Genomic DNA, 26,045 nt, shown 5'->3' with positions numbered 1-26,045 from the left:
CGACTTGCCCCCGATGGGGCCAGAACAAACACCACAAGGTCCATTGAGGAAACTCCCATGACCAAAGCCGCCCACACCCAAGTCGTGCAAAAACAATTCGGCGAGCAGGCCTCGGCCTACCTGAGCAGTGCCGTACACGCCCAAGGCACTGAATTCGCGCTGCTCCAGGCCGAACTGGCCGGGCACGGCGCTGCGCGACTGCTGGATTTGGGCTGCGGTGCCGGTCATGTCAGTTTCCATGTGGCGCCGCTGGTAAAAGAAGTGGTGGCCTACGACCTGTCCCAGCAGATGCTTGACGTGGTCGCCGCCGCTGCCGTGGACCGTGGCTTGGGCAATATCCGCACGGTACACGGCGCCGCTGAGCGCTTGCCGTTCGCCGACGGCGAATTCGACTTCGTGTTCAGCCGCTATTCGGCGCACCATTGGAGCGACCTCGGCCTGGCCCTGCGCGAAGTGCGCCGGGTGCTTAAGCCGGGTGGCGTGGCGGCGTTTGTCGATGTCTTGTCACCGGGTAGCCCGCTGTTGGACACTTACCTGCAAACCGTCGAAGTGCTGCGCGACACCAGCCACGTGCGCGATTACTCCGCCGCCGAATGGATGCGCCAGCTCAGCGAAGCCGGTCTGCATGTGCGCAACAGCAGCCGCCAGCGCCTGCGCCTGGAATACACCTCGTGGGTCGAGCGCATGCGCACGCCGCCGGTCTTGTGCGCGGCGATCCTTGAGCTGCAACAGGCGGTGGGCCAGGAAGTCCGCGATTACTATGAAATTCAAGCCGACGGCACCTTCAGCACCGACGTGCTGGTGGTTTGGGCCGAACGCTGAGTATTTTTCCCGACCTGCCTCTGGGCGGGCCGCACGATGAAATGAGGAACGCATGAGCAAGCAGATTCTGATTCTTCCAGGCGACGGTATTGGTCCGGAAATCATGGCCGAAGCGGTCAAAGTCCTGGAGTTGGCCAACACCAAGTACAACCTGGGCTTCGAATTGAGCCACGACGTGATCGGCGGCGCGGCCATCGACAAGCACGGCGTGCCCCTGGCCGACGAGACCCTGGACCGCGCCCGTGCTGCCGACGCCGTGCTGCTCGGCGCCGTGGGTGGCCCGAAATGGGACAAGATCGACCGTGACATCCGCCCTGAGCGCGGCCTGCTGAAGATCCGCGCGCAACTGGGCCTGTTCGGCAACCTGCGCCCGGCGATCCTCTACCCGCAACTGGCCGACGCGTCGAGCCTCAAGCCGGAAGTGGTGGCGGGCCTGGATATCCTGATCGTGCGCGAGCTGACCGGCGGTATCTACTTCGGCTCGCCGCGCGGTGTGCGCGAACTGCCAAATGGCGAGCGCCAGGCCTACGACACCCTGCCGTACAGCGAAAGCGAAATTCGCCGTATCGCCCGGGTCGGTTTCGACATGGCCCGCGTGCGTAGCAAGAAGATCTGCTCGGTCGATAAGGCCAACGTCCTGGCCTCCAGCCAGTTGTGGCGTGAAATCGTCGAGGAAGTCGCCAAAGACTACCCGGACGTCGAACTCAGCCACATGTACGTCGATAACGCCGCCATGCAATTGGTGCGCGCGCCGAAGCAGTTCGACGTGATTGTCACCGACAACCTGTTCGGCGACATCCTGTCCGACCAGGCGTCGATGCTCACCGGTTCCATCGGCATGCTGCCGTCGGCGTCCTTGGACACCAACAACAAGGGCATGTACGAGCCGTGCCACGGTTCGGCGCCGGACATCGCCGGCCAGGGCATTGCCAACCCGTTGGCGACTATTTTGTCGGTGTCGATGATGCTGCGTTACAGCTTCAACCTGAGCGACGCGGCGGATGCCATCGAGAAGGCCGTGAGCCTGGTGCTGGACCAGGGCTTGCGCACCGGCGACATCTGGTCGAAGGGTTGCACCAAAGTCGGTACGCAAGAAATGGGCGACGCAGTAGTCGCCGCGCTGCGGAATCTGTAATCTCTCGGGCCCGCTTGCAGTTGTTGCTGCAAGGCGGCCCACTTTTTAACAAGGTGTAGTTGCGATGAAACGTGTAGGTCTGATCGGTTGGCGCGGTATGGTCGGTTCCGTGCTCATGCAGCGGATGCTGGAAGAGCAGGATTTCGATCTTATTGAGCCGGTGTTTTTCACCACTTCGAACGTGGGCGGCCAAGGGCCGTCCGTGGGCAAGGATATTGCTCCGCTCAAGGACGCCTACAGCATTGAAGAGCTGAAAACTCTCGATGTGATTCTGACCTGCCAGGGTGGCGACTACACCAGCGAAGTCTTCCCCAAGCTGCGCGAAGCCGGCTGGCAGGGTTATTGGATCGACGCTGCATCCAGCCTGCGCATGCAGGACGATGCGGTGATCGTTCTCGATCCGGTCAACCGCAAGGTCATCGACCAGCAGCTCGACGCTGGCACCAAGAACTACATCGGTGGCAACTGCACCGTCAGCCTGATGCTGATGGGTCTGGGCGGCCTCTTCGAAGCCGGCCTGGTCGAGTGGATGAGCGCCATGACCTATCAGGCGGCGTCCGGCGCCGGCGCGCAGAACATGCGCGAACTGATCAAGCAGATGGGCGCGACCCACGCGGCCGTCGCCGATCAACTGGCCGACCCAGCCAGCGCGATCCTCGATATCGACCGCCGTGTGGCCGAAGCCATGCGCAGCGACGCGTACCCGACCGAGAACTTCGGCGTACCGTTGGCCGGTAGCCTGATCCCGTGGATCGACAAGGAACTGCCGAACGGCCAGAGCCGTGAAGAGTGGAAGGCCCAGGCCGAGACCAACAAGATCCTCGGTCGTTTCAAGAGCCCGATCCCGGTGGACGGCATCTGCGTGCGCATCGGCGCCATGCGCTGCCACAGCCAGGCGCTGACCATCAAGCTGAACAAAGACGTGCCGATCGCCGATATCGAAGGGCTGATCAGCCAGCACAACCCATGGGTCAAGCTGGTGCCGAACAGCCGCGACATCAGCATGCAGGAGCTGAGCCCGACCAAGGTCACCGGCACCCTGAATGTACCGGTGGGGCGTCTGCGCAAGCTGAACATGGGCACCCAATACCTGGGCGCGTTCACCGTCGGCGACCAACTGCTGTGGGGCGCGGCCGAACCGCTGCGCCGCATGCTGCGGATTCTGCTGGAGCGTTGATCGCGTAAGGCACTAAGAAAAACCCGCGACTGGTGACAGACGCGGGTTTTTTATTGTTCTTTCGGGCGCTATCGGGGGCAAGCCCCCTCCCACATTCGACCGAATTCCAACGTTGAAAGGCTGTTCACTGTGGGAGGGGGCTTGCCCCCGATAGCGCCGTCAGCTACACCGCAAGCCCCGGGCTAATTGCCTCACCCCCAGCCACCCGGTAAAGTGCCGCTCCCCCCCGCAATGCCCGAGGCAGCCCCCATGACCCAGACCTTTGATATCGCCGTGATCGGCGCCACCGGCAGCGTCGGTGAAACCCTGGTGCAGATCCTCTAAGAGCTGGCTTTCCCGGTGGGCACCCTGTATCTGCTGGCGGGCAGTAACTCTGCGGGCGCATCGGTGCCGTTCCGTGGCAAGAACGTGCGTGTGCGGGAAGTCGATGAGTTTGATTTCAGCAAGGCGCAACTGGCGTTTTTCGCGGCCGGCCCGGCGGTGACCCTGAGCTTCGCCCCGCGTGCCACGGCAGCCGGCTGTTCGGTGATTGATTTATCGGGCGCATTGCCGGCCGCGCAGGCGCCTCAGGTGGTGCCGGAAGCCAATGCCCATGTGCTCGAAGGTTTGAAAAAGCCGTTCCAACTCGGTAGCCCGAGCCCGTCCGCGACCAACCTGGCGGTGGTCCTGGCGCCGCTGCGCGGCGTGCTGGATATCCAGCATGTCAGCGTTACCGCCAACCTGGCAGTGTCTGCTCAGGGCCGTGAAGCGGTCAGCGAGTTGGCGCGCCAAACCGCCGAGCTGCTGAATGTGCGCCCCCTGGAGCCCAAATTCTTTGATCGGCAGATGGCGTTCAACCTGCTGGCACAAGTCGGCACGCCGGACGCCCAGGGTCATACAGAGCTGGAGAAACGCCTCGTACACGAACTGCGCGCCGTGCTGGAAACTCCTTTACTAAAGATTTCCGCAACTTGCGTTCAAGCCCCGGTGTTTTTTGGCGATAGCTTGACTGTGTCTTTGCAATTGGGCTCGCCGGTCGACCTCGCCGTCGTCAACCGCGTTCTCGACGCTGCAGCGAGTATCGAGCGGGTGGAGGAGGGGGATTACCCGACTGCCGTGGGCGATGCCGTCGGCCAGGATGTAGTCTACGTCGGCCGAGTGCGTGCGGGAGTGGACGATCCGGCGGAACTAAATCTGTGGTTGACGTCAGATAACGTGCGCAAAGGCGCCGCACTGAATGCGGTGCAGCTGGCGCAGTTGTTGATAAAAGGCCTTGTGTAAAAGATACTTGGCGGCAATTTGTAGATTGATTCTAACCAGGCGCTATGCTTGGCCCCAAGCAGGAACAGTTGCGCGTCGGTAACCTATCGGCTCGCCGTGCCTTATGGCAGCGGTTACCAACCTTCTCGCAGGCCGGGGAGTGTTCAAACAAAGGATGAGGCTATGGTTCAAGTTCGCAAACTGGTGTTAGCAATAGCGGCCGCCTCGGCGCTGTCCTCCGGTATGGCGCAGGCGCTGCAGCTTGGGGAGATGACCCTCAAGTCGAAGTTGAACCAGCCATTGTCGGTGGACATCGAATTGCTCGACGTCGGCGGCCTCACGGCCGCCGAGATCACCCCGAGCCTGGCATCGTCCCAGGCGTTTGTGGATGCGGGGGTCGATCGCCAGGCGTTCCTCAATGACCTGACGTTTACGCCGGTGATCAACCCGGCCGGGCGCAGTGTGGTGCGTGTCACGTCGAGCAAGCCGCTGCCTGATTCCTACGTGCGTTTCCTGCTGCAAGTGCAATGGCCGAATGGCCGCCTGATGCGTGACTACAGCGTGTTGCTCGACCCGGCCAAGTTCGACCCATCGACGCCGACCAACACCGCGGCCACGCCTCGTTTGAGCGCACCCGCAGTGAGCGTGCCCGCCCAGCACACCACCACGGCCCATGACACGCTGTGGGAAATCGCCGAAAAGCATCGCAATGGCGCTTCGGTGCAGCAGACCATGCTGGCGATCCAGGCGCTCAACCCTCACGCTTTTGTCGATGGCAACATCAACCGTCTGAAAACCGGTCGCGTGCTGCGCCTGCCGGATACCGTACAAAGCACGGCGCTGCCACAAACCAAAGCCATTGCCGAAGTGACCGCGCAGAACGCTGCCTGGCGCCAGGGCCGTCGCGCCGCGACCAATCAAGCGGCTGGCAAGCAGCAGCTGGACGCGACTAAGCGCACCCAGGCAGGCAATGCGCCAGCTAGCACCAATGCCAAGGACAGCTTGAGCCTGGTTTCGGCCGAAGCGGCCAAGAAGGGTGCGAAGGGTAAGTCGGGTGATGGCCGGGCCCTGGGCGACAAACTGGCGATGGCCCAGGAGCAGCTCGACACGACGCGCCGTGACAACGAAGAACTGAAAAGCCGCGCAGCAGACCTGCAGAGCCAGTTGGACAAGCTGCAAAAGCTGATCCAGCTCAAGAACGATCAACTGGCCAGGTTGCAGTCTGAAAAAGGCGCTCCGGCAGCCCAGGCAGCAGCGGTCATGCCTGCGCAGTTGGCTGGTGAGCCGCCCGCCACTGTGGTCGTGCCCGTCGAAGCGGCAGCCACTGCGGCCCCGGCGTCCGAGCCGATCAAGCCTGACGCAGTGCCTGCGACCAGCGAAGACAAATTCAACGAGCTGCTGACCAACCCGATCGTCCTCGGCGTCATTGGCGGTGCGGCTGGTCTGGTGGTGGTGTTGCTCCTGCTGTTGTGGGCACGTCATCGCAATGGCCGTCGCGCAGAAGAAAAGCACGTGCGCATGGCCCGCGCCCTGGCTGAAGAGCCGGAATTTACCTCGAATATCGACCTTGATCTGCCACCGGACAGCTTCGCTGGCCTGGAAGTGCCGGCACCGAACGTCACGTTGGCTGCCGCGCCTACGCCTACGCCGGCGCCTGTCGTCGCACCGGCTGCGGCGCCGAGCGTAGCCTCGGTGCTTGCGCCCCTGGCTGTCGCCGTAGCGCCGGAAAACGCCAATGATGCGCTGGTGCAGGCGCAGTCCCATATCGACCGCGGTCACTTGAACCAGGCGGCCGATGTATTGGAGCAAGCCATCAAGTACGAAACAAAGCGCAGCGACTTGCGCTTGAAACTGATGGAAGTCTACGGCCTGCAAAACGACAAGGACGGTTTCATCACCCAGGAGCGTCAACTGGTGGCCAATGGTGAAAACCATGCCCAGGTCGAGCAGCTCAAGTCGCGCTTCCCGGCCATGGCCGTGTTGGCAGCGGGGGTGAGTGCCGCCGTGGCCGCCGCTGCGCTGGACGCTCAATTCGTCAAGGATCTGATGGAAGATAAGCCGGCTTCCGTGCCGGAAGCTGAAGCAGAGGCGTTCGACACTGATTTCGATCTGAGCCTGGACGAGCTGGAGGCAGCTTCACCGGCAGCGGTGGACAATGCCGATCAGCAGACCTTCGAGGCGCTGCTGCAGCAAGAGACCGAAGCCAAGCCAGCCTCGGAAGACCTGTCGGACTTTGATCTCGACCTGCAGTTGGAGCCGCCGTCTTCCCAGTCCGATGACGACTTCCTTTCGGGGCTCGAAGATCAGATGAAGGATGTGTCGCCGGTCGAACCGCCGACCCTGACCCCGGCCGCCCTGGACGACCTCGACTTGCCGGAAGACTTCGACCTGTCCCTCGCCGACGAGCCGGAGGCCCCGGCGGCCAAGCCCGATGCGTTCTCCTCGGAACTGGATGACGTCAACGCCGAACTCGATCGTCTGTCCCAGAGCCTGGAAAGTCCACCGATCGAACCGTCTTTCACCGCCGAAGATGCGGCGTTGGGTGGTGATGAGCCGGAGTTCGACTTCCTCTCCGGCACCGATGAAGTCGCCACCAAGCTGGACCTCGCCCAGGCCTATATCGACATGGGCGATGCGGATGGCGCGCGGGATATCCTTTCCGAAGTGCTGACCGAGGGTAGCGAAACCCAACGCGGCGAAGCCAAGGAAATGCTTGGCCGACTGGCGTAATCGCCAAGGGTTAACCCAGACGGCGGCCTTCGGGTCGCCGTTTTACGTTGCCGCCACCAAACACATGGCGTCTGGGGCGCAGCGCCTTATAATGCCCGCCTTTGCGCAACTCATCAGGCTCTCAGTTCTTGGCAAATATAGATAACCCGGCTGCCGAAATGGCGGCTGCAGGCTTTTACCGCATCGCCCTGGGCGTGGAATACAAAGGTTCGCGCTATTGCGGCTGGCAGCGCCAGGCGTCCGGCGTGCTGACGGTGCAGGAAACCCTGGAAAAGGCCCTGTCCAAAGTCGCTGACTCGCCGGTTTCGCTGATGTGCGCCGGGCGCACCGACGCGGGCGTACACGCCTGCGGCCAGGTGGTGCACTTCGATACTCAGGCCGAGCGCTCGATGAAGGCGTGGGTGATGGGCGCTAATATCAATTTGCCCCATGACGTCAGTGTCAGTTGGGCGAAGGTCATGCCGGCGCATTTTCATGCGCGCTTCAAGGCTATCGCCCGGCGTTACCGCTATGTGATCTACAACGATCAGATCCGCCCGGCGCACCTCAACCAAGAAATCACCTGGAACCACCGCCCGCTGGATGCCGAGCGCATGGCCCAAGCCGCGCAGCACCTGGTTGGCGTCCACGATTTCAGCGCGTTCCGCGCCGGCCAGTGCCAGGCCAAGTCGCCGATCAAGGAAGTCCATCACCTGCGGGTCACGCGTCACGGCAAGATGATCGTGCTGGATATCCGCGCCGGGGCGTTCCTGCACCATATGGTGCGCAACATTGCCGGTGTGCTGATGACCATCGGCACCGGCGAACGCCCGGTGGAGTGGGCCAAGGAAGTGCTGGAGAGCCGCATTCGCCGTACCGGCGGTGTCACGGCGCATCCGTTTGGCCTGTATCTGGTGGAGGTGGAGTATCGCGACGAGTTCGAGCTACCGCAGCGCTTCGTCGGGCCACACTTCCTCACCGGTTTCAGCGAACTTGACGGCTGACGCCCGGAAAAGCTTTTGTTACCATCCGGGACTTTCTCGGTTCAACCCCTGAGGTTTCTACGACATGTCAGCCGTTCGCAGCAAGATTTGTGGGATTACCCGCATAGAAGACGCGCTGGCGGCAGTCGAAGCGGGGGCGCACGCCATCGGTTTCGTGTTTTATGCCAAGAGCCCGCGGGCGGTGAATGTGCTGCAGGCGCGGGCGATCATCGCTGCGCTGCCGCCGTTTGTGACCACCGTGGGCTTGTTCGTCAACGCCAGCCGTTGCGAACTCAACGAAACCCTGGATGCTGTGCAACTGGACATGGTGCAGTTTCACGGCGATGAAACCCCTGACGAGTGCGAAAGCTACCAGCGCCCGTATATCAAGGCGTTGAGGGTCAAGGCCGGGGATGATATCGCGGGCGCCTGCGCTGCCTACACCAGCGCGCGCGGGATTCTGCTGGACACCTACGTCGAAGGTGTACCCGGCGGCACCGGCGAAGCCTTCGATTGGTCGCTGATCCCCGAGGGGTTGAGCAAACCGATCATCCTGGCCGGCGGGCTCACCCCCGCCAATGTCGCGGCGGCGATCGAGCAGGTTCGACCGTATGCCGTGGATGTCAGCGGTGGAGTAGAGCAGGGCAAGGGCATCAAGGATCACAGCAAGATTCGCGCTTTCTTGCAGGCTGTGCGCAACAGCAACGGCGCGATGTGACGGCTGGCAGTCTGCCGCCGTCCATAACTATCACTGTGTAAAACGGCCCGGTGCCGCCTGCGGGAGGCCCGGAAATGAAGTGGCAACCCTGCACTGGCAGGTTGTCTGGAAGGCTGAGGATGCATGCGGGAAATGGCCGGTCGAACGTCTGACCCCGTCCAGCATGTGTCATTGCCACATATGAATTTAGCTCAAGGGCATACGCGGGGCTGTGTTCAAGCCACCGGTACTGGAGAAAGAAAGCATGAGCAACTGGTTAGTAGACAAACTGATCCCTTCGATCATGCGTTCCGAGGTGAAGAAAAGCTCGGTTCCTGAAGGTCTGTGGCACAAGTGCCCATCCTGCGACGCGGTGCTGTACCGCCCGGAGCTGGAAAAGACCCTGGACGTTTGCCCCAAGTGCAACCACCACATGCGTATCGGCGCTCGCGCCCGCATCGACATTTTTCTCGACGCCGACGGCCGTAACGAGCTGGGCGCCGACCTGGAACCGGTTGACCGCCTCAAGTTCCGCGACGGCAAGAAGTACAAGGATCGCCTGACCGCTGCTCAGAAGCAGACCGGTGAGAAGGACGCGCTGATTTCGATCAGCGGCAAGCTGCTGGGCATGCCGGTGGTGGTGTCGGCGTTTGAATTCTCCTTCATGGGGGGTTCCATGGGCGCCATCGTCGGTGAGCGTTTTGTGCGCGCTGCCAACTACGCCCTGGAAAACCGTTGCCCGATGATCTGCTTCTCCGCCTCCGGTGGTGCGCGCATGCAGGAAGCCCTGATCTCCCTGATGCAAATGGCCAAGACCTCCGCGGTGCTGGCGCGTCTGCGGGAAGAGGGTATCCCGTTCATCTCCGTGCTGACCGACCCGGTGTACGGTGGTGTGTCTGCCAGCCTGGCGATGCTGGGCGACGTGATCGTCGGCGAGCCCAAGGCCCTGATCGGCTTTGCCGGCCCGCGCGTCATCGAGCAGACCGTTCGTGAAAAACTGCCGGAAGGCTTCCAGCGCAGCGAATTCCTGCTGGAGCACGGCGCGATCGACATGATCATTGCCCGTGCCGAGCTGCGTCCACGCCTGGGTAGCCTGCTCGCGCAAATGATGGGCCTGCCGACGCCAGTCTACGTCGCGCCGAAGGTTGAACCGATCGTCGTGCCGCCGGTGCCTGCAAACCTATGACCCAACGTACCCTGGGCGAATGGCTCGCCTACCTTGAGCAGTTGCATCCGTGCGCCATCGACATGGGTCTGGAGCGCTCGCAACAGGTAGCGGCACGCCTCGGGTTGGGCCGTCCGGCGCCGCGAGTGATCACGGTGACCGGCACCAACGGCAAAGGCTCGACCTGTGCCTTTGTCGCAGCGCTGCTGCAGGCCCAAGGGCTGAGGGTCGGCGTGTACAGCTCGCCGCACCTGTTGCGCTACAACGAGCGAGTGCAACTCAATGGCGTCGAAGCCACTGACGAGCAACTTTGCGAAGCCTTTGCCGCGCTCGATGCCGGGCGCGGCGAGATTTCCCTGACGTACTTCGAGATTGGCACCCTGGCGGCGTTCTGGCTGTTCGAACGGGCGCACTTGGATGTGGTCGTGCTTGAAGTGGGCCTGGGCGGGCGTCTGGACACGGTCAACGTGGTGGATGCCGACCTGGCGCTGGTCACCAGCATTGGCGTCGACCATGTCGACTATCTGGGTGATACCCGTGAGTCCGTGGCCTATGAAAAGGCCGGGATCTTCCGTCAGGGCAGGCCTGCGCTGTGCGGTGACCTGGACCCGCCGCAGACGTTGCTGGACAAGGTGCGGGAGCTGGATTGCCCGTTCTTTCTGCGTGGGCGCGAGTTCAATCTTGAAGTGGGCGCTGAGCATTGGCAGTGGCGCGGGCGTGATGCGCGCGGCCAACTCGTGGAGCTGCATGACCTGCCGCTGCTGAACCTGCCGATGGAAAACGCCGCGCTCGCCCTGCAGGCCTATCTGCTGCTGGGCCTGCCGTGGGACCCTGCGCAGATTGCTCGTACATTGCTGGCTACGCGGATCGTCGGGCGCCTGGACCGCCGTGCTTTCGACTGGCAGGGCAAGCGCCTCAACCTGCTGCTGGATGTGGGTCACAACCCCCACGCCGCCGAATACCTGGCGCAACGCCTGTCGCGTACAGCGCCGGTCGGTCGCCGCCTGGCGGTGTTCGGCTTGCTGGCCGACAAGGATCTGGAGGGCGTCGTTGCGCCGTTGCTGGCGAATGTCCAGGCCTGGGCGGTTGCGCCCCTGGACACGCCGCGCAGCCGGCCGGCCGCTGAGCTTGAGGTTGCCTTGCAGAACCTTGGTGCGCGCGTGACGTCATATGCAAGCGTCACTGCGGCCCTTGAAGCGCAGTGTGCGGTTGCCACGCCCGATGACGAGATTCTGTTGTTCGGGTCATTTTATTGTGTTGCCGAGGCGCTCGAATGGTTGGCCCGGCGCTCCACGGAGGAAGCTGCACATGGCATTACTGGATAGCGCATACAAGCAGCGAATGGTCGGCGCCCTGGTGCTGGTGGCCTTGGCGGTGATTTTCCTGCCGATGCTGTTTTCCCGTCAGGATGAGCAGCGCCAGGTGGTTGTCGAGGCTCCGGCATCGCCCCAGGCGCCGGCAGTGCCTCAGGTACAGGTTGAGCCGGTGGTGGTGCCTGAGCCGCAGGCATTGCCTGAAGAGCCGGTGCCGACCGATGAGGACCTGGCCGCGCAACCGGCTCCGTCGATGCCGGTGCAGCCGAGTGTGCCTGTGGCCAAGCCGGCGCCCGCTGTCGCCGCCAAGCCTGCCGCGCCAGCGCCTGCGCCCAAGCCGGTCGCGCCGCAACCTGCCGCGCCGGGCAAACCGGACGTGGGGCAGAGCCGTATCGACCCGAATGGCCTGCCGATCAGTTGGTCGATCCAGCTGGCCAGCCTGGCCAATCGCGAAAGCGCCGAGGCCCTGCAGAAAAAACTGCGCAGCCAAGGTTACAACGCCTACATCCGCAGCGCCGATGGCAAGAATCGCGTGTTTATCGGACCGCTGATCGAGCGTGCCGAGGCAGACCGCCTGCGCGACTTGCTGGGTCGCCAGCAGAATCTCAATGGCTTTGTGGTGCGTTTCCAGCCTGAGCGCGGCTGAGTTCACGCCGATCTAGGCTTGGAATGCAGTCAAGTGTGGGAGGGGGCTTGCCCCCGATGGCGGTCGATCAGTATCGGTTGTGCTGACTGATCCACCGCCATCGGGAGCAAGCCCTCTCCCACTTTGGTTTTGTGTGGGGCTTGAAATGGGCTTGAATCGTCACAAACTATTGATTTGCAAAGCACCCGCAATCACCGCTTACCGATAGCCCGGCGCTCTGCTAAAATGCGCCGCCTTATCTGTCCGTAGGCTGCACCGTGCCATTTACCTGGGTTGATTGGGCGATCGTCGCAATCGTCGCCATCTCCGCTTTGATCAGTCTAAGCCGCGGCTTCGTAAAAGAAGCACTGTCGTTGCTGACCTGGATCATCGCAGGAGTCGTCGCCTGGATGTTCGGCGGTTCGCTGTCGGTCTACCTGAGCGGATACATCGAGACACCTTCGGCTCGCGTCATCGCGGGCTGCGCCATCATGTTCATCGCCACGCTGCTGGTGGGAGCAATGGTCAATTATCTTATTGGCGAGTTGATACGTGTCACCGGCCTCTCCGGGACCGATCGATTTCTCGGCATGGCCTTCGGCGCTGCGCGTGGCGCGTTGCTGGTGGTCGTGGCGGTCGGGCTATTGAGCCTGGGGCCGGTACAGCAGGATTCGTGGTGGCAGGAGTCGGTACTCGTGCCAAAATTTCTATTGGTTGCAGATTGGTCCAAGAACCTCATATTGGGGTGGAGCAGTCAGTGGCTGGCCAGCGGGATCAGCATGCCCGCTGATCTTCCGTTCAAGGAGCACCTCTTACCGGCCAAAACGCCTCAGTAAGCAGTGTTCAGTCAAGATTCATTAAGTAGGGGTTGCGTCGCATGTGTGGCATCGTCGGTATCGTCGGTAAGTCGAACGTCAATCAGGCGCTGTATGACGCGCTAACCGTCCTCCAGCACCGCGGCCAGGACGCTGCCGGTATTGTGACCAGCCACGACGGCCGGTTATTCCTGCGCAAGGATAATGGCCTGGTACGTGATGTGTTCCATCAACGTCACATGCAGCGCCTCGTCGGGCACATGGGCATTGGCCATGTGCGTTACCCGACTGCCGGTAGCTCGACCTCGGCCGAAGCTCAACCGTTTTACGTCAACTCGCCTTACGGCATCACCCTGGCGCACAACGGTAACCTGACCAACGTTGAACAACTGGCCAAGGAGATTTACGAATCTGACCTGCGTCACGTCAACACCAATTCCGACTCGGAAGTGCTGCTCAACGTGTTCGCTCACGAGCTGGCCCAGCGCGGCAAGCTGCAGCCGACCGAAGAAGACGTGTTTGCCGCCGTGACCGACGTGCATAACCGTTGCGTCGGTGGTTACGCGGTAGTGGCCATGGTCACCGGGTACGGCATCGTCGGTTTCCGCGACCCGCACGGCATCCGTCCGATCGTGTTCGGCCAGCGTCACACCGACGAAGGCGTCGAGTACATGATCGCCTCCGAAAGCGTGTCCCTGGACGTGCTGGGCTTCACCCTGATCCGCGACCTGGCGCCGGGCGAAGCGGTGTACATCACCGAAGATGGCAAGCTGCATACTCGCCAGTGCGCTGTGGCACCGAAACTCACCCCGTGCATCTTCGAACATGTCTACCTGGCGCGTCCGGATTCGATCATCGACGGTGTTTCGGTGTACAAGGCGCGTCTGCGCATGGGCGAGAAGCTGGCCGACAAGATCCTGCGCGAGCGCCCTCAGCACGATATCGACGTGGTGATCCCGATCCCGGACACCAGCCGTACCGCCGCGCTGGAGCTGGCCAACCACCTGGGCGTCAAGTTCCGCGAAGGCTTCGTCAAGAACCGCTACATCGGCCGCACCTTCATCATGCCCGGCCAGGCGGCGCGCAAGAAGTCGGTACGCCAGAAGCTCAACGCCATCGAGCTGGAATTTCGCGGCAAAAATGTGATGCTGGTGGATGACTCCATCGTGCGTGGCACCACCTGCAAGCAAATCATCCAGATGGCTCGCGAAGCCGGCGCGAAGAACGTCTACTTCTGCTCCGCAGCGCCCGCCGTGCGTTACCCGAACGTGTACGGCATCGACATGCCGAGCGCCCACGAACTGATCGCCCACAACCGCACGACCCAGGACGTGGCCGACCTGATCGGCGCCGATTGGCTGATCTATCAGGACCTTTCCGACCTGATCGAAGCGGTCGGCGGTGGCAAGGTCAAGATCGAGCAGTTCGACTGCGCGGTGTTCGACGGTAAATACGTGACCGGTGATGTCGATGAGGCTTACCTGAACAAGATCGAGCAGGCGCGCAACGACTCGTCGAAGATCAAGACCCAGGCGGTCAGCGCGATCATCGATCTGTACAACAACTGAGTAAACACCGGCCCTGAGGGGCCGGTTTTGTATCTTAAATAAAGAATTGAGTAAGGAGTCGCAGCATGAGTCAGGAATGGGATGCCGGTCGGTTGGACAGCGACCTCGATGGCGTAGCTTTCGATACCCTGGCTGTGCGCGCCGGCCAGCACCGAACGCCGGAAGGTGAGCACGGTGATCCGATGTTCTTCACCTCCAGCTACGTGTTCCGCACTGCTGCTGACGCCGCTGCGCGTTTTGCCGGTGAGGTGCCGGGCAACGTCTATTCCCGTTACACCAACCCGACCGTGCGCGCGTTCGAAGAGCGTATCGCCGCACTGGAAGGCGCTGAGCAGGCGGTCGCCACGGCGACCGGCATGGCGGCGATCCTGGCGGTGGTGATGAGCCTGTGCAGCGCTGGCGACCATGTGCTGGTGTCGCGCAGCGTGTTCGGTTCAACCATCAGTCTGTTCGAAAAGTATTTCAAGCGCTTCGGTATCGAAGTGGACTACGTGCCTTTGGCGGATCTTTGCGGCTGGGATGCGGCAATCAAAGCCAATACCAAGCTGCTGTTCGTCGAGTCGCCGTCCAACCCGCTGGCCGAGTTGGTGGATATCGCCGCGCTCTCGCAAGTGGCGCATGCCAAAGGCGCCATGCTGGTGGTCGACAACTGCTTCTGCACCCCGGCGCTGCAACAGCCGTTGAAGCTGGGCGCGGACGTTGTCGTGCATTCGGCGACCAAGTTCATCGACGGCCAGGGCCGTTGCATGGGTGGGGTGGTGGCAGGTCGCAGCGAGCAGATGAAAGAAGTGGTGGGGTTCTTGCGTACTGCTGGCCCGACCCTGAGCCCGTTCAATGCGTGGATCTTCCTCAAGGGCCTGGAAACCCTCAGCCTGCGGATGAAGGCCCATTGCGCCAATGCCCAGGCGCTGGCCGAGTGGCTGGAACAGCAGGACGGTATCGAGAAGGTTCATTACGCCGGTCTTAAGAGCCATCCGCAGCACGCGTTGGCCCAGCGCCAGCAGCGTGGCTTCGGCGCCGTGGTGAGTTTTGAAGTGAAAGGCGGCAAAGAGGGCGCCTGGCGCTTTATCGATGCGACGCGCCTGATCTCCATCACGGCCAACCTGGGTGACAGCAAGACCACCATTACCCACCCGAGCACGACGTCCCACGGTCGCTTGGCGCCACAGGAGCGTGAAGCGGCGGGCATTCGTGACAGCTTGATCCGCGTCGCGGTAGGGCTCGAAGACGTGGCTGACTTGCAGGCTGACCTGGCTCGCGGGCTGGCAGCCTTGTGATCGAGTGGGCCATTGACGCTGCTGCGGCCGGTAACGGGCGCGTCGCGCTGGTGACGGGTGCCGCCCGGGGCATTGGCCTGGGCATCGCTGCATGGCTGATCAGCGAGGGCTGGCAGGTGGTGTTGGCCGACCTGGACCGCGAGCGCGGCTCCACGGTGTCCAAGGTGCTCGGTGAGAATGCCTGGTTTATCACCATGGACGTGGCCGACGAGAAGCAAGTCGCCCAAGGCGTCGCCGAAGTGCTTGGGCAGTTCGGGCGCCTGGATGCATTGGTGTGCAATGCGGCGGTGGCTGATCCGCGCAATTTCACCTTGGAGAGCCTTGATCTGGCCTCCTGGAATCGCGTGCTGGCGGTGAACCTCAGCGGCCCGATGTTGCTGGCCAAGCACTGTGCGCCGTACCTGCGTGCCCATGGCGGTGCGATCGTCAACCTGGCGTCGACCCGGGCTCGGCAGTCGGAGCCGGACACCGAAGCCTACGCTGCGAGCAAGGGCGGCGTGCTGGCCCTGACGCACGCCTTGGCGATGAGTCTTGGCCCGGAAGTACGGGTCAACGCCGTCAGCCCTGGCTGGATCGATGCGCGTGATCCGGCAGCCCGTCGCGCAGAGCCGTTGACTGCCGCCGATCACGCCCAGCATCCGGCGGGTAGGGTTGGCACGGTGGAGGACGTGGCGGCGCTGGTGGCATGGTTGCTGTCGCGCCAGGCCGGCTTCGTCACCGGGCAAGAGTTTGTCGTGGACGGTGGCATGAGCAAGAAGATGATTTACAGCGAGTAGGGTGGGTAGCCGTCTTGAAGCAATTTTGTCTTTTTCAGAAAAACTTCAAGCAGACTATTGACTTAGGTCCGCTATCTGCGTAAATTTCGCGGCCTCAACGAAGCAAAGGGTGATTAGCTCAGCTGGGAGAGCATCTGCCTTACAAGCAGAGGGTCGGCGGTTCGATCCCGTCATCACCCACCACTTCTTGAGAGTTTTGCCTTTGGGCAAGACGCAACGTTAAAGGTTGCACCGACGCGCAGCGGTAGTTCAGTCGGTTAGAATACCGGCCTGTCACGCCGGGGGTCGCGGGTTCGAGTCCCGTCCGCTGCGCCATATTTTCCAGGTTCGACGTGTCGAGCTTGAGATTGAACAGCCAAGGCTGATCAATCAGATGTTTAAAGACGGTTGAGGGTTTACGCTCAGCCGGTCAAGCGATACGCAGCGGTAGTTCAGTCGGTTAGAATACCGGCCTGTCACGCCGGGGGTCGCGGGTTCGAGTCCCGTCCGCTGCGCCATATCTGCTTCAAGGCCCACTGAACGCCTTGCAGCACAAAGAAAGCCTTTGGCTATCTTTGATCCGATAGCAAAGACCCTGGTCGAAAGACCGGGGTTTTTTGTGTCTGCGATTTGGCTCTGATCAGCAGGTTTCTGCAAGCCGCCTCGATCCCCGTGGGAGCTGGCTTGCCTGCGATGGCATCGACTCGACCTCTTCATGAGTCCGCCGTGTCGGCATCCCAGGCAAGCCGCCCAATCAGAACCCCAGCTTATCCCGCAGCCCGTAATACCAGGCGCCCATCGCGGCAAACGGCGTGCGCAATAGCTGTCCGCCCGGGAACGGGTAGTGCGGCAGGTCGGCAAACGCGTCAAAACGCTCTGCCTGGCCTCGAAGGGCCTCCGCCAGTACTTTGCCCGCCAGGTGTGTGTACGTTACGCCGTGGCCGCTGCAGCCTTGGGAGTAATAGATGTTGTCGCCCAGGCGACCGACTTGCGGTAAGCGCGACAGGGTCAGTAGGAAATTGCCTGTCCAGGCGTAATCGATCTTTACGTCCTTGAGTTGCGGGAAAGCCTTGAGCATTTTTGGGCGGATGATCGCTTCGATATTCGCCGGGTCCCGCGCGCCATACACCACGCCACCGCCGAAGATCAGGCGCTTGTCGCTGGTAAGGCGGTAGTAGTCGAGTAGGTAGTTGCAGTCTTCGACGCAGTAGTCTTGCGGCAATAGGGTCTTGGCCAACTCATCCCCCAGCGGCGCGGTGGTGATCACTTGTGTGCCGCACGGCATCGACTTGGCCGCCAGTTCTGGCACGAGGTTACCCAGGTAGGCATTGCCGGCGACAATGATGAACTTCGCCCGGACCTTGCCCTCGGCGGTGTGGACCACCGGGTTGGCGCCGCGCTCGATGCGCACTGCCGCCGACTGCTCATAAATCGTACCGCCGAGGGACTCCACGGCTGCCGCTTCGCCCAGTGCCAGGTTAAGCGGGTGAATATGCCCGCCGCTCATGTCCAGCAGGCCGCCGATGTAATTGTCACAGGCCACCACCTCGAGGATGCGCCGCTCATCCAGCAACTCCAGTTGCGTATGGCCGTAACGCTCCCACAGGCGCTTCTGCGACTCCAGGTGGTCCATGTGCTTGCTGTTCAGTGCGGCAAATACCCCGCCGTCCTTCAGGTCGCACTGGATCTGATACTTGGCCACCCGCTCGCGAATGATCTTGCCGCCCTCGAACGCCATTTGCCCCAGCAGTTGCGCTTGCTTCGGCCCGACGCTGCGCTCGATCACATCGATATCGCGGCTGTAGCTGTTGACGATCTGCCCGCCATTGCGGCCTGACGCGCCAAACCCCACCTTTGCCGCCTCCAGGACCGTCACGCGAAAACCGTTCTCCAGCAGAAACAGCGCGCTGGAGAGGCCGGTGTAGCCGGCACCAATCACGCAAACATCTGTTTCGACTTCACCTTGCAGTACTGGGCGAGGCGGAACCGCATTCGCGGACGCGGCGTAATACGACTGGGGGTAGGGCGTGTTCGCCATCCTGGAGCCTCTGTTTTATATTTTTTACGAGTGCCCGGATCCTACCTGAGTTGAAAATTGCCTGCCAGCCGCCCGAAAAATACGGATGTACTGACCGAAAATAAAAAATTCGCATATTCATAGGGTTAGCTGCAAAAAAGATGTTGACAGCCCTCCGGAATTCCGTAGAATGCCGCCTCACAGCAGGCACGTAGCTCAGTTGGTTAGAGCACCACCTTGACATGGTGGGGGTCGTTGGTTCGAGTCCAATCGCGCCTACCAAACAAAATCCGCTCTGCTGGGCGGTCTAGAAGGGCTCACCGAAAGGTGGGCCCTTTTTTGTTGTCTGGAATTTTTGGCACAGCTTCGCCACACCCGTTCACGACGGACGATGAAGCGGGCGATCAGAAGAAAAGCTGAGCCACCGCTAGCAGGCAGATGATTTGGACGAACATTTGGCCGAGAATCTCGCCATTGAACGTTTCCATATGTGTTTGTCCGGCGTACATAGGGCCTTGCCTCCCTGTCGGTAACATTACCGTGAGCAGCGGTGCACGAACCGTGCAGCTACTTTGTTGAGTGTAGTGGCTGAATGAGAATCTTCACGCCGGGCCGACACAAGGCAATCACTCACAAAATTTATTGGTTTGCAGCAACAATTTTTCTTGTTGGACACCTCCCGCCCCCAGGCAGCAAAGTTGCCGCCATCGACGCTCGACCTTCCAGGTCAACAATAAAAAACCGAGCCGACTGCACGCCACTTCCTGCTGTGAACCCTTTGTTCACATCCTGCTGTCATTGGCGCCGCAGCGCGCGTTAAAGGACCTCACCGCCATGCAAACTGTTGTGAACTTATGGCCGCTGATCGGCGTGCTTGTGATCGTAGTTGGCTTTGTCTTGCGCTTCAATCCGCTCTTGGTGGTCACCGCCGCCGCCATCGCCACCGGGTTGGCTGCCCATTTCCCGCTGGAAAAAATCCTCGCGACCATGGGCAATGGCTTTCTTCAGACTCGCGCCCTGCAATTGATCCTGTTATTGCCCCTGGCGGTGATCGGCTTGCTGGAACGCCATGGCTTGCGCCTGCATGCGCAGACCTGCATGCGCAGAACTGGATCGCGCGTTTTGAACGTGCCACGGTCGGGCGCTTGCTGATTATTTACCTGTTTGTGCGCGAGTCGACGGCGGCCATGGGGCTGACCAGTCTCGGCGGGCATCCGCAGATGGTGCGACCGCTGCTGGCGCCAATGGCTGAAGGTGCGGCGGAAAAACGCTACGGCAAACTGCCTGACAAGCAGCGTCACAAGGTGTTGGCGATGTGTGCAGCCACCGATAACGTCGGGCTGTTTTTTGGCGAAGACATCTTTGTCGCGTTTGGTGCGATTGCGTTGATGCACACCTTCCTGCTGGGTTTGGGGATTGATGTGGAGCCGCTGCACATTGCGGTGTGGGGCATTCCTACGGCGATCTGCGCCTTCATTATTCACGCGGTCCGCCTGCATCGGTTCGATCGACGATTGACCCGTGAGATGACCGCCGTCGCCACGCCAGTGGAGGCTGCGCAATGATCATTTCCATTCAATACTTGTACTGGCTGGCCGGTGTGTTGTTGCTGATCACTGCGGGCATGATCCTGCTCGATCGCAGCCACCCCAAGCGCTGGTCCAGCGCGTTGTTCTGGCTGTTGTTCGCCATTCCGTTCCTGGCGGGGGAGCGCTTGCCGTCGGTGGTGATCGGCGCGGGCGTAGTGGTCATGGCGTTGATCGCCGGTTTGGGTGGCGTGGGGCGTGGCACCCATGCCCAATTGCACGACAAGGCGTCTCGAGCGAGTGCCGGTCGCCTGGGCCACAAGTTGTTTATCCCGGCGCTGGCGATTCCCCTGGCTACGGTGATTGGCTCGGTCTTGCTCAAGCACACCGAGATCGGCGGCGTACCGTTGCTGGACCCGAAAAACACCACGTTCGTCTCTCTGGGGATCGGCTGCCTGATTGCCCTGGGCCTGGCCTGCTGGCTGACTCGCGATACGCCGGTGCAAGCCTTGCGCGAATCCCGTCGCCTCACCGAGGCCCTGGGTTGGGCCATGGTGCTGCCGCAGATGCTGGCAATGCTCGGGCTGCTGTTCAACGAGGCCGGGGTCGGCACTGCGGTTGCCCACGTCACCACCACTTACATCAACCTGGATTTCAAGTTGGTGGCGGTGATGGTTTACGTGCTGGGCATGGCGCTGTTTACGGTAATCATGGGTAACGGCTTTGCCGCGTTTCCGGTGATGACTGGCGGCGTCGGCGTGCCGGTGCTGGTCGGCATCTACGGTGGCAACCCGGCGGTGATGGCGGCGATCGGTATGTTTTCCGGCTATTGCGGTACGCTGATGACCCCGATGGCGGCCAACTACAATATTGTGCCGGCAGCGTTGCTGGAACTGCCGGACAAAAACGCGGTGATCAAGGCGCAGTTGCCGACCGCGTTGATGATGCTGGTGGTCAATATTGTCCTGCTTTATCTGTTGATGTGAGGTCAGGATGCACACCTTACTGCTGGCGGATTCAAGCCCTTCGCTCAAGAGCTCGTGAACCTGTCGTGGGACGCTATGCGGCAGTTGGGTCGCGTGCGCTGTCCCGCCGCCGGAGCTCTGCTGGCGTTTACAAGCACCGAGGTGATCCGTAGATTGCATCGGGCCTATTTTTGTCGCCTACAAGGAAGCCACGCCGTGTCCATCCCCGGTCCTGCTGTATTTGCCCAGCGTTACCGCGCCTTCCTGTTCGATATGGACGGCACCTTGCTCAACTCCATTGCGGCTGCAGAACGGGTGTGGAGTATCTGGGCTGAACGTCATGGCCTGGATGTGGCGGCGTTCCTGACCACCATTCATGGCGCCCGCGCGATCGATACGATCAAGCGTCAGGCGCTGCCCGGAGTCGACCCTGAGGCTGAGGCGCAATGGATCACCGAGGCTGAGCTGAATGATGTCGAAGGGGTCGTGGCGATTCCCGGCGCCGTGGCGTTCTTGAGCGGTGTGCCCGGTGATCAATGGGGGTTGGTGACGTCCGCTCCCAGGGAGTTGGCGCTACGGCGCCTGCAGGCGGCGGGCATCAGTCCGCCGGCTGTGTGGGTGACGGCCGAAGATGTCGACAACGGCAAGCCCGACCCCACCTGCTATGTGCTCGCCGCGCAGCGTCTGGGTGTCGCGGCCCAGGACTGCCTGGTGTTTGAAGATGCAACGGTGGGGATTCGAGCGGGGGAGGCGGCGGGCGCGGACGTGATGGTTGTGACTTCGACGCACCTGACCCTCATGGTGACGGCACATGCTTCGATCGACGGGTATGAACAGTTTCAGGTGCAGCGCGACGCTGAAGGCTTGCTGCGCGTCGAGCGCCGAATGGATTGAGAGGAAAGGCTGCGCCCACTACCGGCCCTGGCCTTCTTCGCAAGTGCTTGGTGCGCCGGGCACCTGCAACGGATAACTTTTCACCCCCTGGCGCGATAGCACCATCTCCCTGAGTATCTCGTTGGCAAGTCGGGCAATCGCTTCTTCGCCGCCATAGTGCGCGCGCACGATGCCGGTGATTGTGAAGTGGTCGGTGTTCGGGCCGCTGAGAATCGCTGAAAGGGTGCCGTCAGTATGCAATGTGCAGGCGACCTTATAGCTGGGTAAGCGTGATGCCAGTGCAGATTCGATTTGGGATTTGCTCAGGGTGTCCATCGGCTTCAGCGCCTTTCAACTGACCGGGCAAGGGCAAGCATAGGTGCTGGGGTGGGACTGTAAATACCGACGATCCGATAGCGAGGCATTGGCGATCAACGTGCAGTTCTCCGGTGTCCCCCCAGAGCCGCGCGCTGGCACATTTTGCGCTGCACGGTTTTCTGGATTGGCTTGAGGCAGAATACAAACAGGTAGCCGCCGAGCAACAGCGTCAAGTCCAGCCACGAGGGTACATCGGTGACGTAGATGCCTTTGATTTCGAATCTCAAACCGCATTCCAACCCCGCAAAGACGAACCCGATGAGCAGGGCGATCATCCAGGAACGGGCGGCAAAGGGTCGCTTCGTGATAGGCCTCATCGATGTGCTCCTGAGTGCACTCGTATGGCGGAAGAGGGTTTCACGAGATTCGGCCGCGAATCATGCAACAAGTTCCGGGCGTGATGACAGTTTCATCTTTCAGCGACGATGAAGGGGCGGGACACGCTGAGCGCGAAAACAACGCGAGCAGGCTAAAAGGGTTTTCGCCAGCCGTTACAGTGAACGAAAAGGCTGGCTACTGAAGGCGCTTCAAGGCGTCTGGTTTTTATCTGGCGCCGTAAGGCCAGCCTGGATGCGCTGGTAAATCTCCTCGCGATGCACGGCAACATCCTTAGGTGCATTGATGCCGATTCTTACTTGCTGGCCGCTGACGCCCAGAATGGTGATCGTAATGTCATCACCGATGTTTATGCTTTCACCAACTTTACGGGTGAGTATCAGCATGGACTTCTCCTTGATTACCTTTAAGGACACATGATTCAGACAGGGCAGGTGTCGGATGTGTGTAGCTTACTGCTAAGCGCTTCCCTGTGACTGCCTCTTTTAGGACGCAGAGAGGCGACATTAATTCCCATGGCGTCATCATACAGGTCTGCGATACATGATTCGCATTGTTTAAGCCAACGTTTATGACCGCCAGAATAGGCAGTGGATGATAAAGTTGCCTCTTTATCCTTAAAGGAGCAGGGCAGTGCGTAAAGTAGCGATGGCAATGGCGGTGTTGGCATTGGCCGGTTGCGGTGAAGGCAAGCGTGTCGAAGAGCCCAAGGCGCCGCCGGCCGTGACTGAAAGCCAGCCTCAAATCGGTGCGATTGCCGCCCAGGAATGGGACGTGCGCGTCGGCTCGCCGGACCACAAGTTGCAGGCGATCACCGACCTGACCGCCTGGTTGCTGGAGCATGGTTTCAATTTTTATATCGTGAAGGAAGACGGCAAGGACGTGGTGCTGTTGGGGCCATTTCCTACCAAGGCCGAGGCTGAAGCCAAGCAGGCCCTGCTTACGGAAAAGCTGGCCCGCGCCAAGAAAAACGACACCGAGTCGCAGGTCATCGAACACAAGGTCGCGCAGTAACCGGCAGATTGAGCGGGGAAATGCCGATTTCCCCCGCTCGTTTTCAGCCGCAGGCTTTTAGATTCACCGGGCCGACGAACTCATTGCCGCGCCCCATCACACAGGCCACCGTCTGATTGCGCTGGCGCTCCCAGGCCTGCACCGGATAGGTCTTGTTCCAGGCTTCGTACAGCTGACGATCCTGTTTCGACAGGCGCAAGCCGTATTGTTTGCTCATGTAAAAATACGTCCGTGCGATCATCCCGCGAATGGACGGGCGCGGCATGACCTTCTTGGCCTTGAAGTCGACCTGGGTCAGGCATGAGCCGTACTGTCCACTTTGCACCGGCAGCCAGCCAAAACTGAAGTTGTTCCGGTCGCCATTGACCTCGCCGATGCTCGGCACGAGGTTGTGCAGGTCGGCTTCGGCGCGTTTGAACACGTCGTCATGCCGCGTACAGTTCTTACGCCCGCCATTCTGCCAGCACTGGCGCTGATGCCCGATCTGCCAGGCCGGCACGATATGTTCCCACTCGATGCGCGCGGCGCGGTTAGCGTTTTTGCGCGGGATGTAGCCGCAGGCTTTCAGGTCCACGCGGTTGCCCGTGTATTTGCAGCCGCAATAGAACTCGGTGGATTGCGGTGCGTAGAGCTTCCAGGCGATTTTCTTGGCTTCGCTGAACGTTCGGGGCGCTTGGGCATGGGCAGTGACGGCAAAAAACAGGCAAAAAAACACAGCAGTAAAACGGACACTCATTGAATCAATCTTCCTTCGGCACAACCCAGAAAATCTGCACGCCACCGTCGTCCCGGTGAGCGAGTGTGACGTTGTCGTTCTCTGCAATTTCTTCCAGCAAGCGTTGCCATTCGTCCTCCGGCTCATCCGGCAGACGGAAGATCAAGGCCGCCTTGGCTTTCTGGGCGTTGGTCGAATTGATGATCTTTTGCACACGAAGGGCCAGGCGTTCATAGGCGTCAGGCGGGGTTGGCACTGCGGAAGAGGATTTTGCCACGGCGGATTCCTTAATAAGCTGTACGTGCATACAGTATTTGACTGTGGGCAATTTCGCAACTGCTTAAAACTCAGCAAGCTCGTCTGACAGCGATTTAGGCGAATTGATGTAGGGCGGGGAGGTGGGTAGCGAGGGTTCTGCGGGGAAGCAGGGGCGAGCGAATCCGCCCCTGCACAGGTGTCACCAGGAATCAGTATTCCCAGAACATCCGTTGCAGCTCTTTGCTGTCCTGAGTCTTGGTCAGGGCAACCATCGCCAGGATCCGCGCTTTCTGCGGGTTCAGGTCATGGGCAGCCACCCAGTCATACTTGTCGTCAGGCTGTTCGGCGTTGCGCAGTACGAAACCGCCGGCATTCACGTGGGAGGAGCGAATGATTTGCACGCCTTGCTTACGCAGTTCCTGCAGAGCCGGGACGACCTTGGAGGACACCGAACCGTTGCCTGTGCCTGCATAGATGATTGCTTTGGCGCCGGCCTGGGCGAGGGCCTTGGCGGCAGTGTCGCTCACGTTGCCGTAACCGTAGGCGATTTCGACGTCAGGCAGGCTCTTGATGGTCTTGATGTCGAATTCAGAATCCATGGTGTGGCGCTTGGCCGGCAGGCGGAACCAGTAGGATTTGCCTTCAACCACCATGCCCAACGGGCCCCATGGGCTCTTGAATGCTTCGGTCTTGATGTTGATCATCTTGCTGACATCGCGACCCGATTGGATCTCGTCGTTCATGGTCACCAGCACGCCCTTGCCGCGGGCATTCTTGCTGCCAGCGACGGCTACGGCGTTGTACAGGTTGAGCATGCCGTCTGCCGACATGGCGGTGCCTGGTCGCATGGACCCGACTACAACGATGGGCTTGTCGGTTTTTTCCACGAGGTTCAGGAAGTAAGCGGTTTCTTCCAGGGTGTCGGTGCCGTGGGTGATCACGATGCCGTCGACGTCCTTGCTGTCAGCCAGTTCGGCGACGCGGCGACCCAGTTGCAGCAGGTTTTCGTTGTTGATGCTTTCGGACGCAATTTGCATCACTTGCTCGCCGCGCACATTGGCGATCTGGCTAAGCTCAGGAACACCGGCGATCAATTGCTCGATGCCGACTTTGGCCGCCTGGTAAGTGGCGCTGTTAGCTGCGCTGGCGCCGGCACCGGCAATGGTGCCACCCGTGGCGAGGATCACCACGTTGGAGAGTTTGGCTTTGGTTTCGACGTCTTTTGCCTGAGCGGCAACGGGGAACAGCAGCAGAAGGGCTAGGGCGCCCGGAACAATGGTCTTCAATGCAGATTTCATTATTTTTCTCTCTGGTTTTTGATGAGTGCGGTAGCAAGTTCATCTAGAGCGCTCGAGCGGTTCTGAACGCATCGAGGTGCTGGGAGGGAGCAGGATTTGTACCAGCCTGAAACTGCCGGTCGTTATTATGCAACCTACTGATTTAATTAGTATTTAATTGGCGTGTAGAGTGGTTTGTCTAAACGATTGTCCGGCTTTCCGAACAAAGGGCGGGTGTTGCGTTCGGTTGTCCGAAAATAATGACGAGATAGTCGCGCGCGGTTTATGTCATCGGCGTCATGGGCTGTCGTTTTAGAAAACGATCCGGCGGCGGCGATGTTTAATAACCCAGCGTGACGGACGAGAGAGTAGGGGCTAGAGGGCTTGTAGGGAGGGCGGTTTTCTT

23 protein-coding genes, 4 tRNA genes and 2 pseudogenes are annotated in these 26,045 nt (G+C 60.9%); 22 read left to right on the top strand and 7 right to left on the bottom strand.

The genetic code is table 11. The features are described from left to right. Positions 1-57: 57 nt before the first annotated feature. The 17 genes and pseudogenes from ACS5Q8_RS19510 to ACS5Q8_RS19430 all read left to right on the top strand — a co-directional run bounded on the left by ACS5Q8_RS19510 (position 58) and on the right by ACS5Q8_RS19430 (position 16,798). On the top strand, positions 58-822 hold the full coding sequence (locus ACS5Q8_RS19510) for a class I SAM-dependent methyltransferase (protein WP_276194068.1): 765 nt from the start codon (positions 58-60) through the stop codon (positions 820-822). Positions 823-874: 52 nt separating this feature from the next. Next, on the top strand, positions 875-1,957 hold the full coding sequence (gene leuB / locus ACS5Q8_RS19505; RefSeq protein WP_276194067.1) for a 3-isopropylmalate dehydrogenase: 1,083 nt from the start codon (positions 875-877) through the stop codon (positions 1,955-1,957). A gap of 64 nt (positions 1,958-2,021) precedes the next feature. After that, positions 2,022-3,134, top strand: coding sequence for an aspartate-semialdehyde dehydrogenase (gene asd, locus ACS5Q8_RS19500; protein ID WP_095146332.1), 1,113 nt, complete (start codon positions 2,022-2,024; stop codon positions 3,132-3,134). Between the two features lie 249 nt (positions 3,135-3,383). Beyond that, positions 3,384-4,394 (top strand): annotated as a pseudogene (locus tag ACS5Q8_RS19495) (aspartate-semialdehyde dehydrogenase). A 162-nt stretch (positions 4,395-4,556) separates the two neighbouring features. Beyond that, the gene (locus ACS5Q8_RS19490; protein WP_443695547.1) at positions 4,557-7,103 is read left to right on the top strand and encodes a motility hub landmark protein FimV; all 2,547 of its coding nucleotides are present in this window, start codon (positions 4,557-4,559) and stop codon (positions 7,101-7,103) included. 158 nt (positions 7,104-7,261) lie between these two features. Then, positions 7,262-8,086, top strand: a complete 825-nt coding sequence (truA, locus tag ACS5Q8_RS19485; protein WP_443697683.1) for a tRNA pseudouridine(38-40) synthase TruA — start codon at positions 7,262-7,264, stop codon at positions 8,084-8,086. Positions 8,087-8,150: 64 nt separating this feature from the next. Next, entirely contained in the window at positions 8,151-8,783 is a 633-nt protein-coding gene (locus ACS5Q8_RS19480) for a phosphoribosylanthranilate isomerase (protein WP_276194064.1), read from the top strand. Between the two features lie 244 nt (positions 8,784-9,027). Next, positions 9,028-9,948, top strand: a complete 921-nt coding sequence (gene accD, locus ACS5Q8_RS19475) for an acetyl-CoA carboxylase, carboxyltransferase subunit beta (RefSeq protein WP_276194063.1) — start codon at positions 9,028-9,030, stop codon at positions 9,946-9,948. Further along, entirely contained in the window at positions 9,945-11,252 is a 1,308-nt protein-coding gene (folC, locus tag ACS5Q8_RS19470; RefSeq protein WP_465159346.1) for a bifunctional tetrahydrofolate synthase/dihydrofolate synthase, read from the top strand. The genes accD and folC overlap by 4 nt, the downstream gene beginning before the upstream one ends. Then, complete coding sequence (locus ACS5Q8_RS19465; RefSeq protein ID WP_276194061.1) at positions 11,236-11,886, top strand: SPOR domain-containing protein; 651 nt, start codon at positions 11,236-11,238, stop codon at positions 11,884-11,886. Before folC ends, ACS5Q8_RS19465 begins: the two co-directional genes overlap by 17 nt. A 257-nt stretch (positions 11,887-12,143) precedes the next feature. Continuing rightward, positions 12,144-12,701, top strand: coding sequence for a CvpA family protein (locus ACS5Q8_RS19460; RefSeq protein WP_247403593.1), 558 nt, complete (start codon positions 12,144-12,146; stop codon positions 12,699-12,701). Between the two features lie 41 nt (positions 12,702-12,742). Continuing rightward, on the top strand, positions 12,743-14,248 hold the full coding sequence (purF, locus tag ACS5Q8_RS19455) for an amidophosphoribosyltransferase (protein WP_465159345.1): 1,506 nt from the start codon (positions 12,743-12,745) through the stop codon (positions 14,246-14,248). Positions 14,249-14,313: 65 nt separating this feature from the next. Then, on the top strand, positions 14,314-15,525 hold the full coding sequence (locus ACS5Q8_RS19450; RefSeq protein WP_276194059.1) for an O-succinylhomoserine sulfhydrylase: 1,212 nt from the start codon (positions 14,314-14,316) through the stop codon (positions 15,523-15,525). Positions 15,526-15,536: 11 nt separating this feature from the next. Beyond that, positions 15,537-16,301 (top strand): SDR family oxidoreductase, encoded by a 765-nt coding sequence (locus ACS5Q8_RS19445; RefSeq protein WP_443695557.1) that lies wholly within the window; start codon positions 15,537-15,539, stop codon positions 16,299-16,301. A gap of 107 nt (positions 16,302-16,408) precedes the next feature. Next, positions 16,409-16,484 (top strand) — tRNA-Val (locus tag ACS5Q8_RS19440). 55 nt (positions 16,485-16,539) lie between these two features. After that, positions 16,540-16,616, top strand: a tRNA-Asp gene (locus ACS5Q8_RS19435). Between the two features lie 105 nt (positions 16,617-16,721). Then, positions 16,722-16,798, top strand: a tRNA-Asp gene (locus ACS5Q8_RS19430). A 236-nt stretch (positions 16,799-17,034) separates the two neighbouring features. Here ACS5Q8_RS19430 and ACS5Q8_RS19425 read toward each other — a convergent pair. Beyond that, the gene (locus tag ACS5Q8_RS19425) at positions 17,035-18,318 is read right to left on the bottom strand and encodes an NAD(P)/FAD-dependent oxidoreductase (protein ID WP_276194058.1); all 1,284 of its coding nucleotides are present in this window, start codon (positions 18,316-18,318) and stop codon (positions 17,035-17,037) included. A 184-nt stretch (positions 18,319-18,502) separates the two neighbouring features. Between ACS5Q8_RS19425 and ACS5Q8_RS19420 the strand changes: the two genes are divergently transcribed. The 4 genes and pseudogenes from ACS5Q8_RS19420 (at position 18,503) to ACS5Q8_RS19405 (ending at position 21,682) form a co-directional block, all read left to right on the top strand. Next, positions 18,503-18,579 (top strand) — tRNA-Val (locus ACS5Q8_RS19420). 552 nt (positions 18,580-19,131) lie between these two features. Next, positions 19,132-19,862, top strand: a pseudogene (locus ACS5Q8_RS19415) (DUF969 domain-containing protein). Beyond that, positions 19,859-20,809 (top strand): DUF979 domain-containing protein, encoded by a 951-nt coding sequence (locus tag ACS5Q8_RS19410; RefSeq protein WP_276194056.1) that lies wholly within the window; start codon positions 19,859-19,861, stop codon positions 20,807-20,809. Before ACS5Q8_RS19415 ends, ACS5Q8_RS19410 begins: the two are co-directional and overlap by 4 nt. A 195-nt stretch (positions 20,810-21,004) precedes the next feature. Next, positions 21,005-21,682 (top strand): HAD-IA family hydrolase, encoded by a 678-nt coding sequence (locus tag ACS5Q8_RS19405; protein WP_276194055.1) that lies wholly within the window; start codon positions 21,005-21,007, stop codon positions 21,680-21,682. Positions 21,683-21,700: 18 nt separating this feature from the next. On the opposite strand, the gene ACS5Q8_RS19400 is transcribed toward ACS5Q8_RS19405, so the two are convergent. From ACS5Q8_RS19400 to csrA, 3 genes are all read right to left on the bottom strand, one after another. Next, positions 21,701-21,997 carry a hypothetical protein gene (locus ACS5Q8_RS19400; protein ID WP_426101253.1) on the bottom strand — a complete coding sequence of 99 codons (297 nt, stop codon included), beginning with the start codon at positions 21,995-21,997 and terminating at the stop codon, positions 21,701-21,703. Positions 21,998-22,092: 95 nt separating this feature from the next. Beyond that, positions 22,093-22,356 carry a hypothetical protein gene (locus ACS5Q8_RS19395; protein ID WP_276194053.1) on the bottom strand — a complete coding sequence of 88 codons (264 nt, stop codon included), beginning with the start codon at positions 22,354-22,356 and terminating at the stop codon, positions 22,093-22,095. A 210-nt stretch (positions 22,357-22,566) separates the two neighbouring features. Continuing rightward, positions 22,567-22,761 (bottom strand): carbon storage regulator CsrA, encoded by a 195-nt coding sequence (gene csrA, locus ACS5Q8_RS19390; protein WP_003192511.1) that lies wholly within the window; start codon positions 22,759-22,761, stop codon positions 22,567-22,569. A 247-nt stretch (positions 22,762-23,008) separates the two neighbouring features. Here csrA and ACS5Q8_RS19385 point away from each other — a divergent pair, with 247 nt between their 5' ends. Then, positions 23,009-23,389 (top strand): SPOR domain-containing protein, encoded by a 381-nt coding sequence (locus tag ACS5Q8_RS19385; protein WP_276194052.1) that lies wholly within the window; start codon positions 23,009-23,011, stop codon positions 23,387-23,389. Between the two features lie 43 nt (positions 23,390-23,432). On the opposite strand, the gene ACS5Q8_RS19380 is transcribed toward ACS5Q8_RS19385, so the two are convergent. From ACS5Q8_RS19380 to ACS5Q8_RS19370, 3 genes are all read right to left on the bottom strand, one after another. Further along, entirely contained in the window at positions 23,433-24,125 is a 693-nt protein-coding gene (locus ACS5Q8_RS19380; RefSeq protein WP_253397505.1) for an endonuclease, read from the bottom strand. Between the two features lie 4 nt (positions 24,126-24,129). Beyond that, positions 24,130-24,381 (bottom strand): DUF1654 domain-containing protein, encoded by a 252-nt coding sequence (locus tag ACS5Q8_RS19375; protein WP_247395806.1) that lies wholly within the window; start codon positions 24,379-24,381, stop codon positions 24,130-24,132. Positions 24,382-24,571: 190 nt separating this feature from the next. Further along, positions 24,572-25,660 (bottom strand): asparaginase, encoded by a 1,089-nt coding sequence (locus ACS5Q8_RS19370; protein WP_426101259.1) that lies wholly within the window; start codon positions 25,658-25,660, stop codon positions 24,572-24,574. Positions 25,661-26,045: the final 385 nt, after the last annotated feature.

This window comes from Pseudomonas sp. PAMC25584 (genome assembly GCF_058135675.1).
This window is presented reverse-complemented; position numbering and strand designations above follow the sequence as displayed.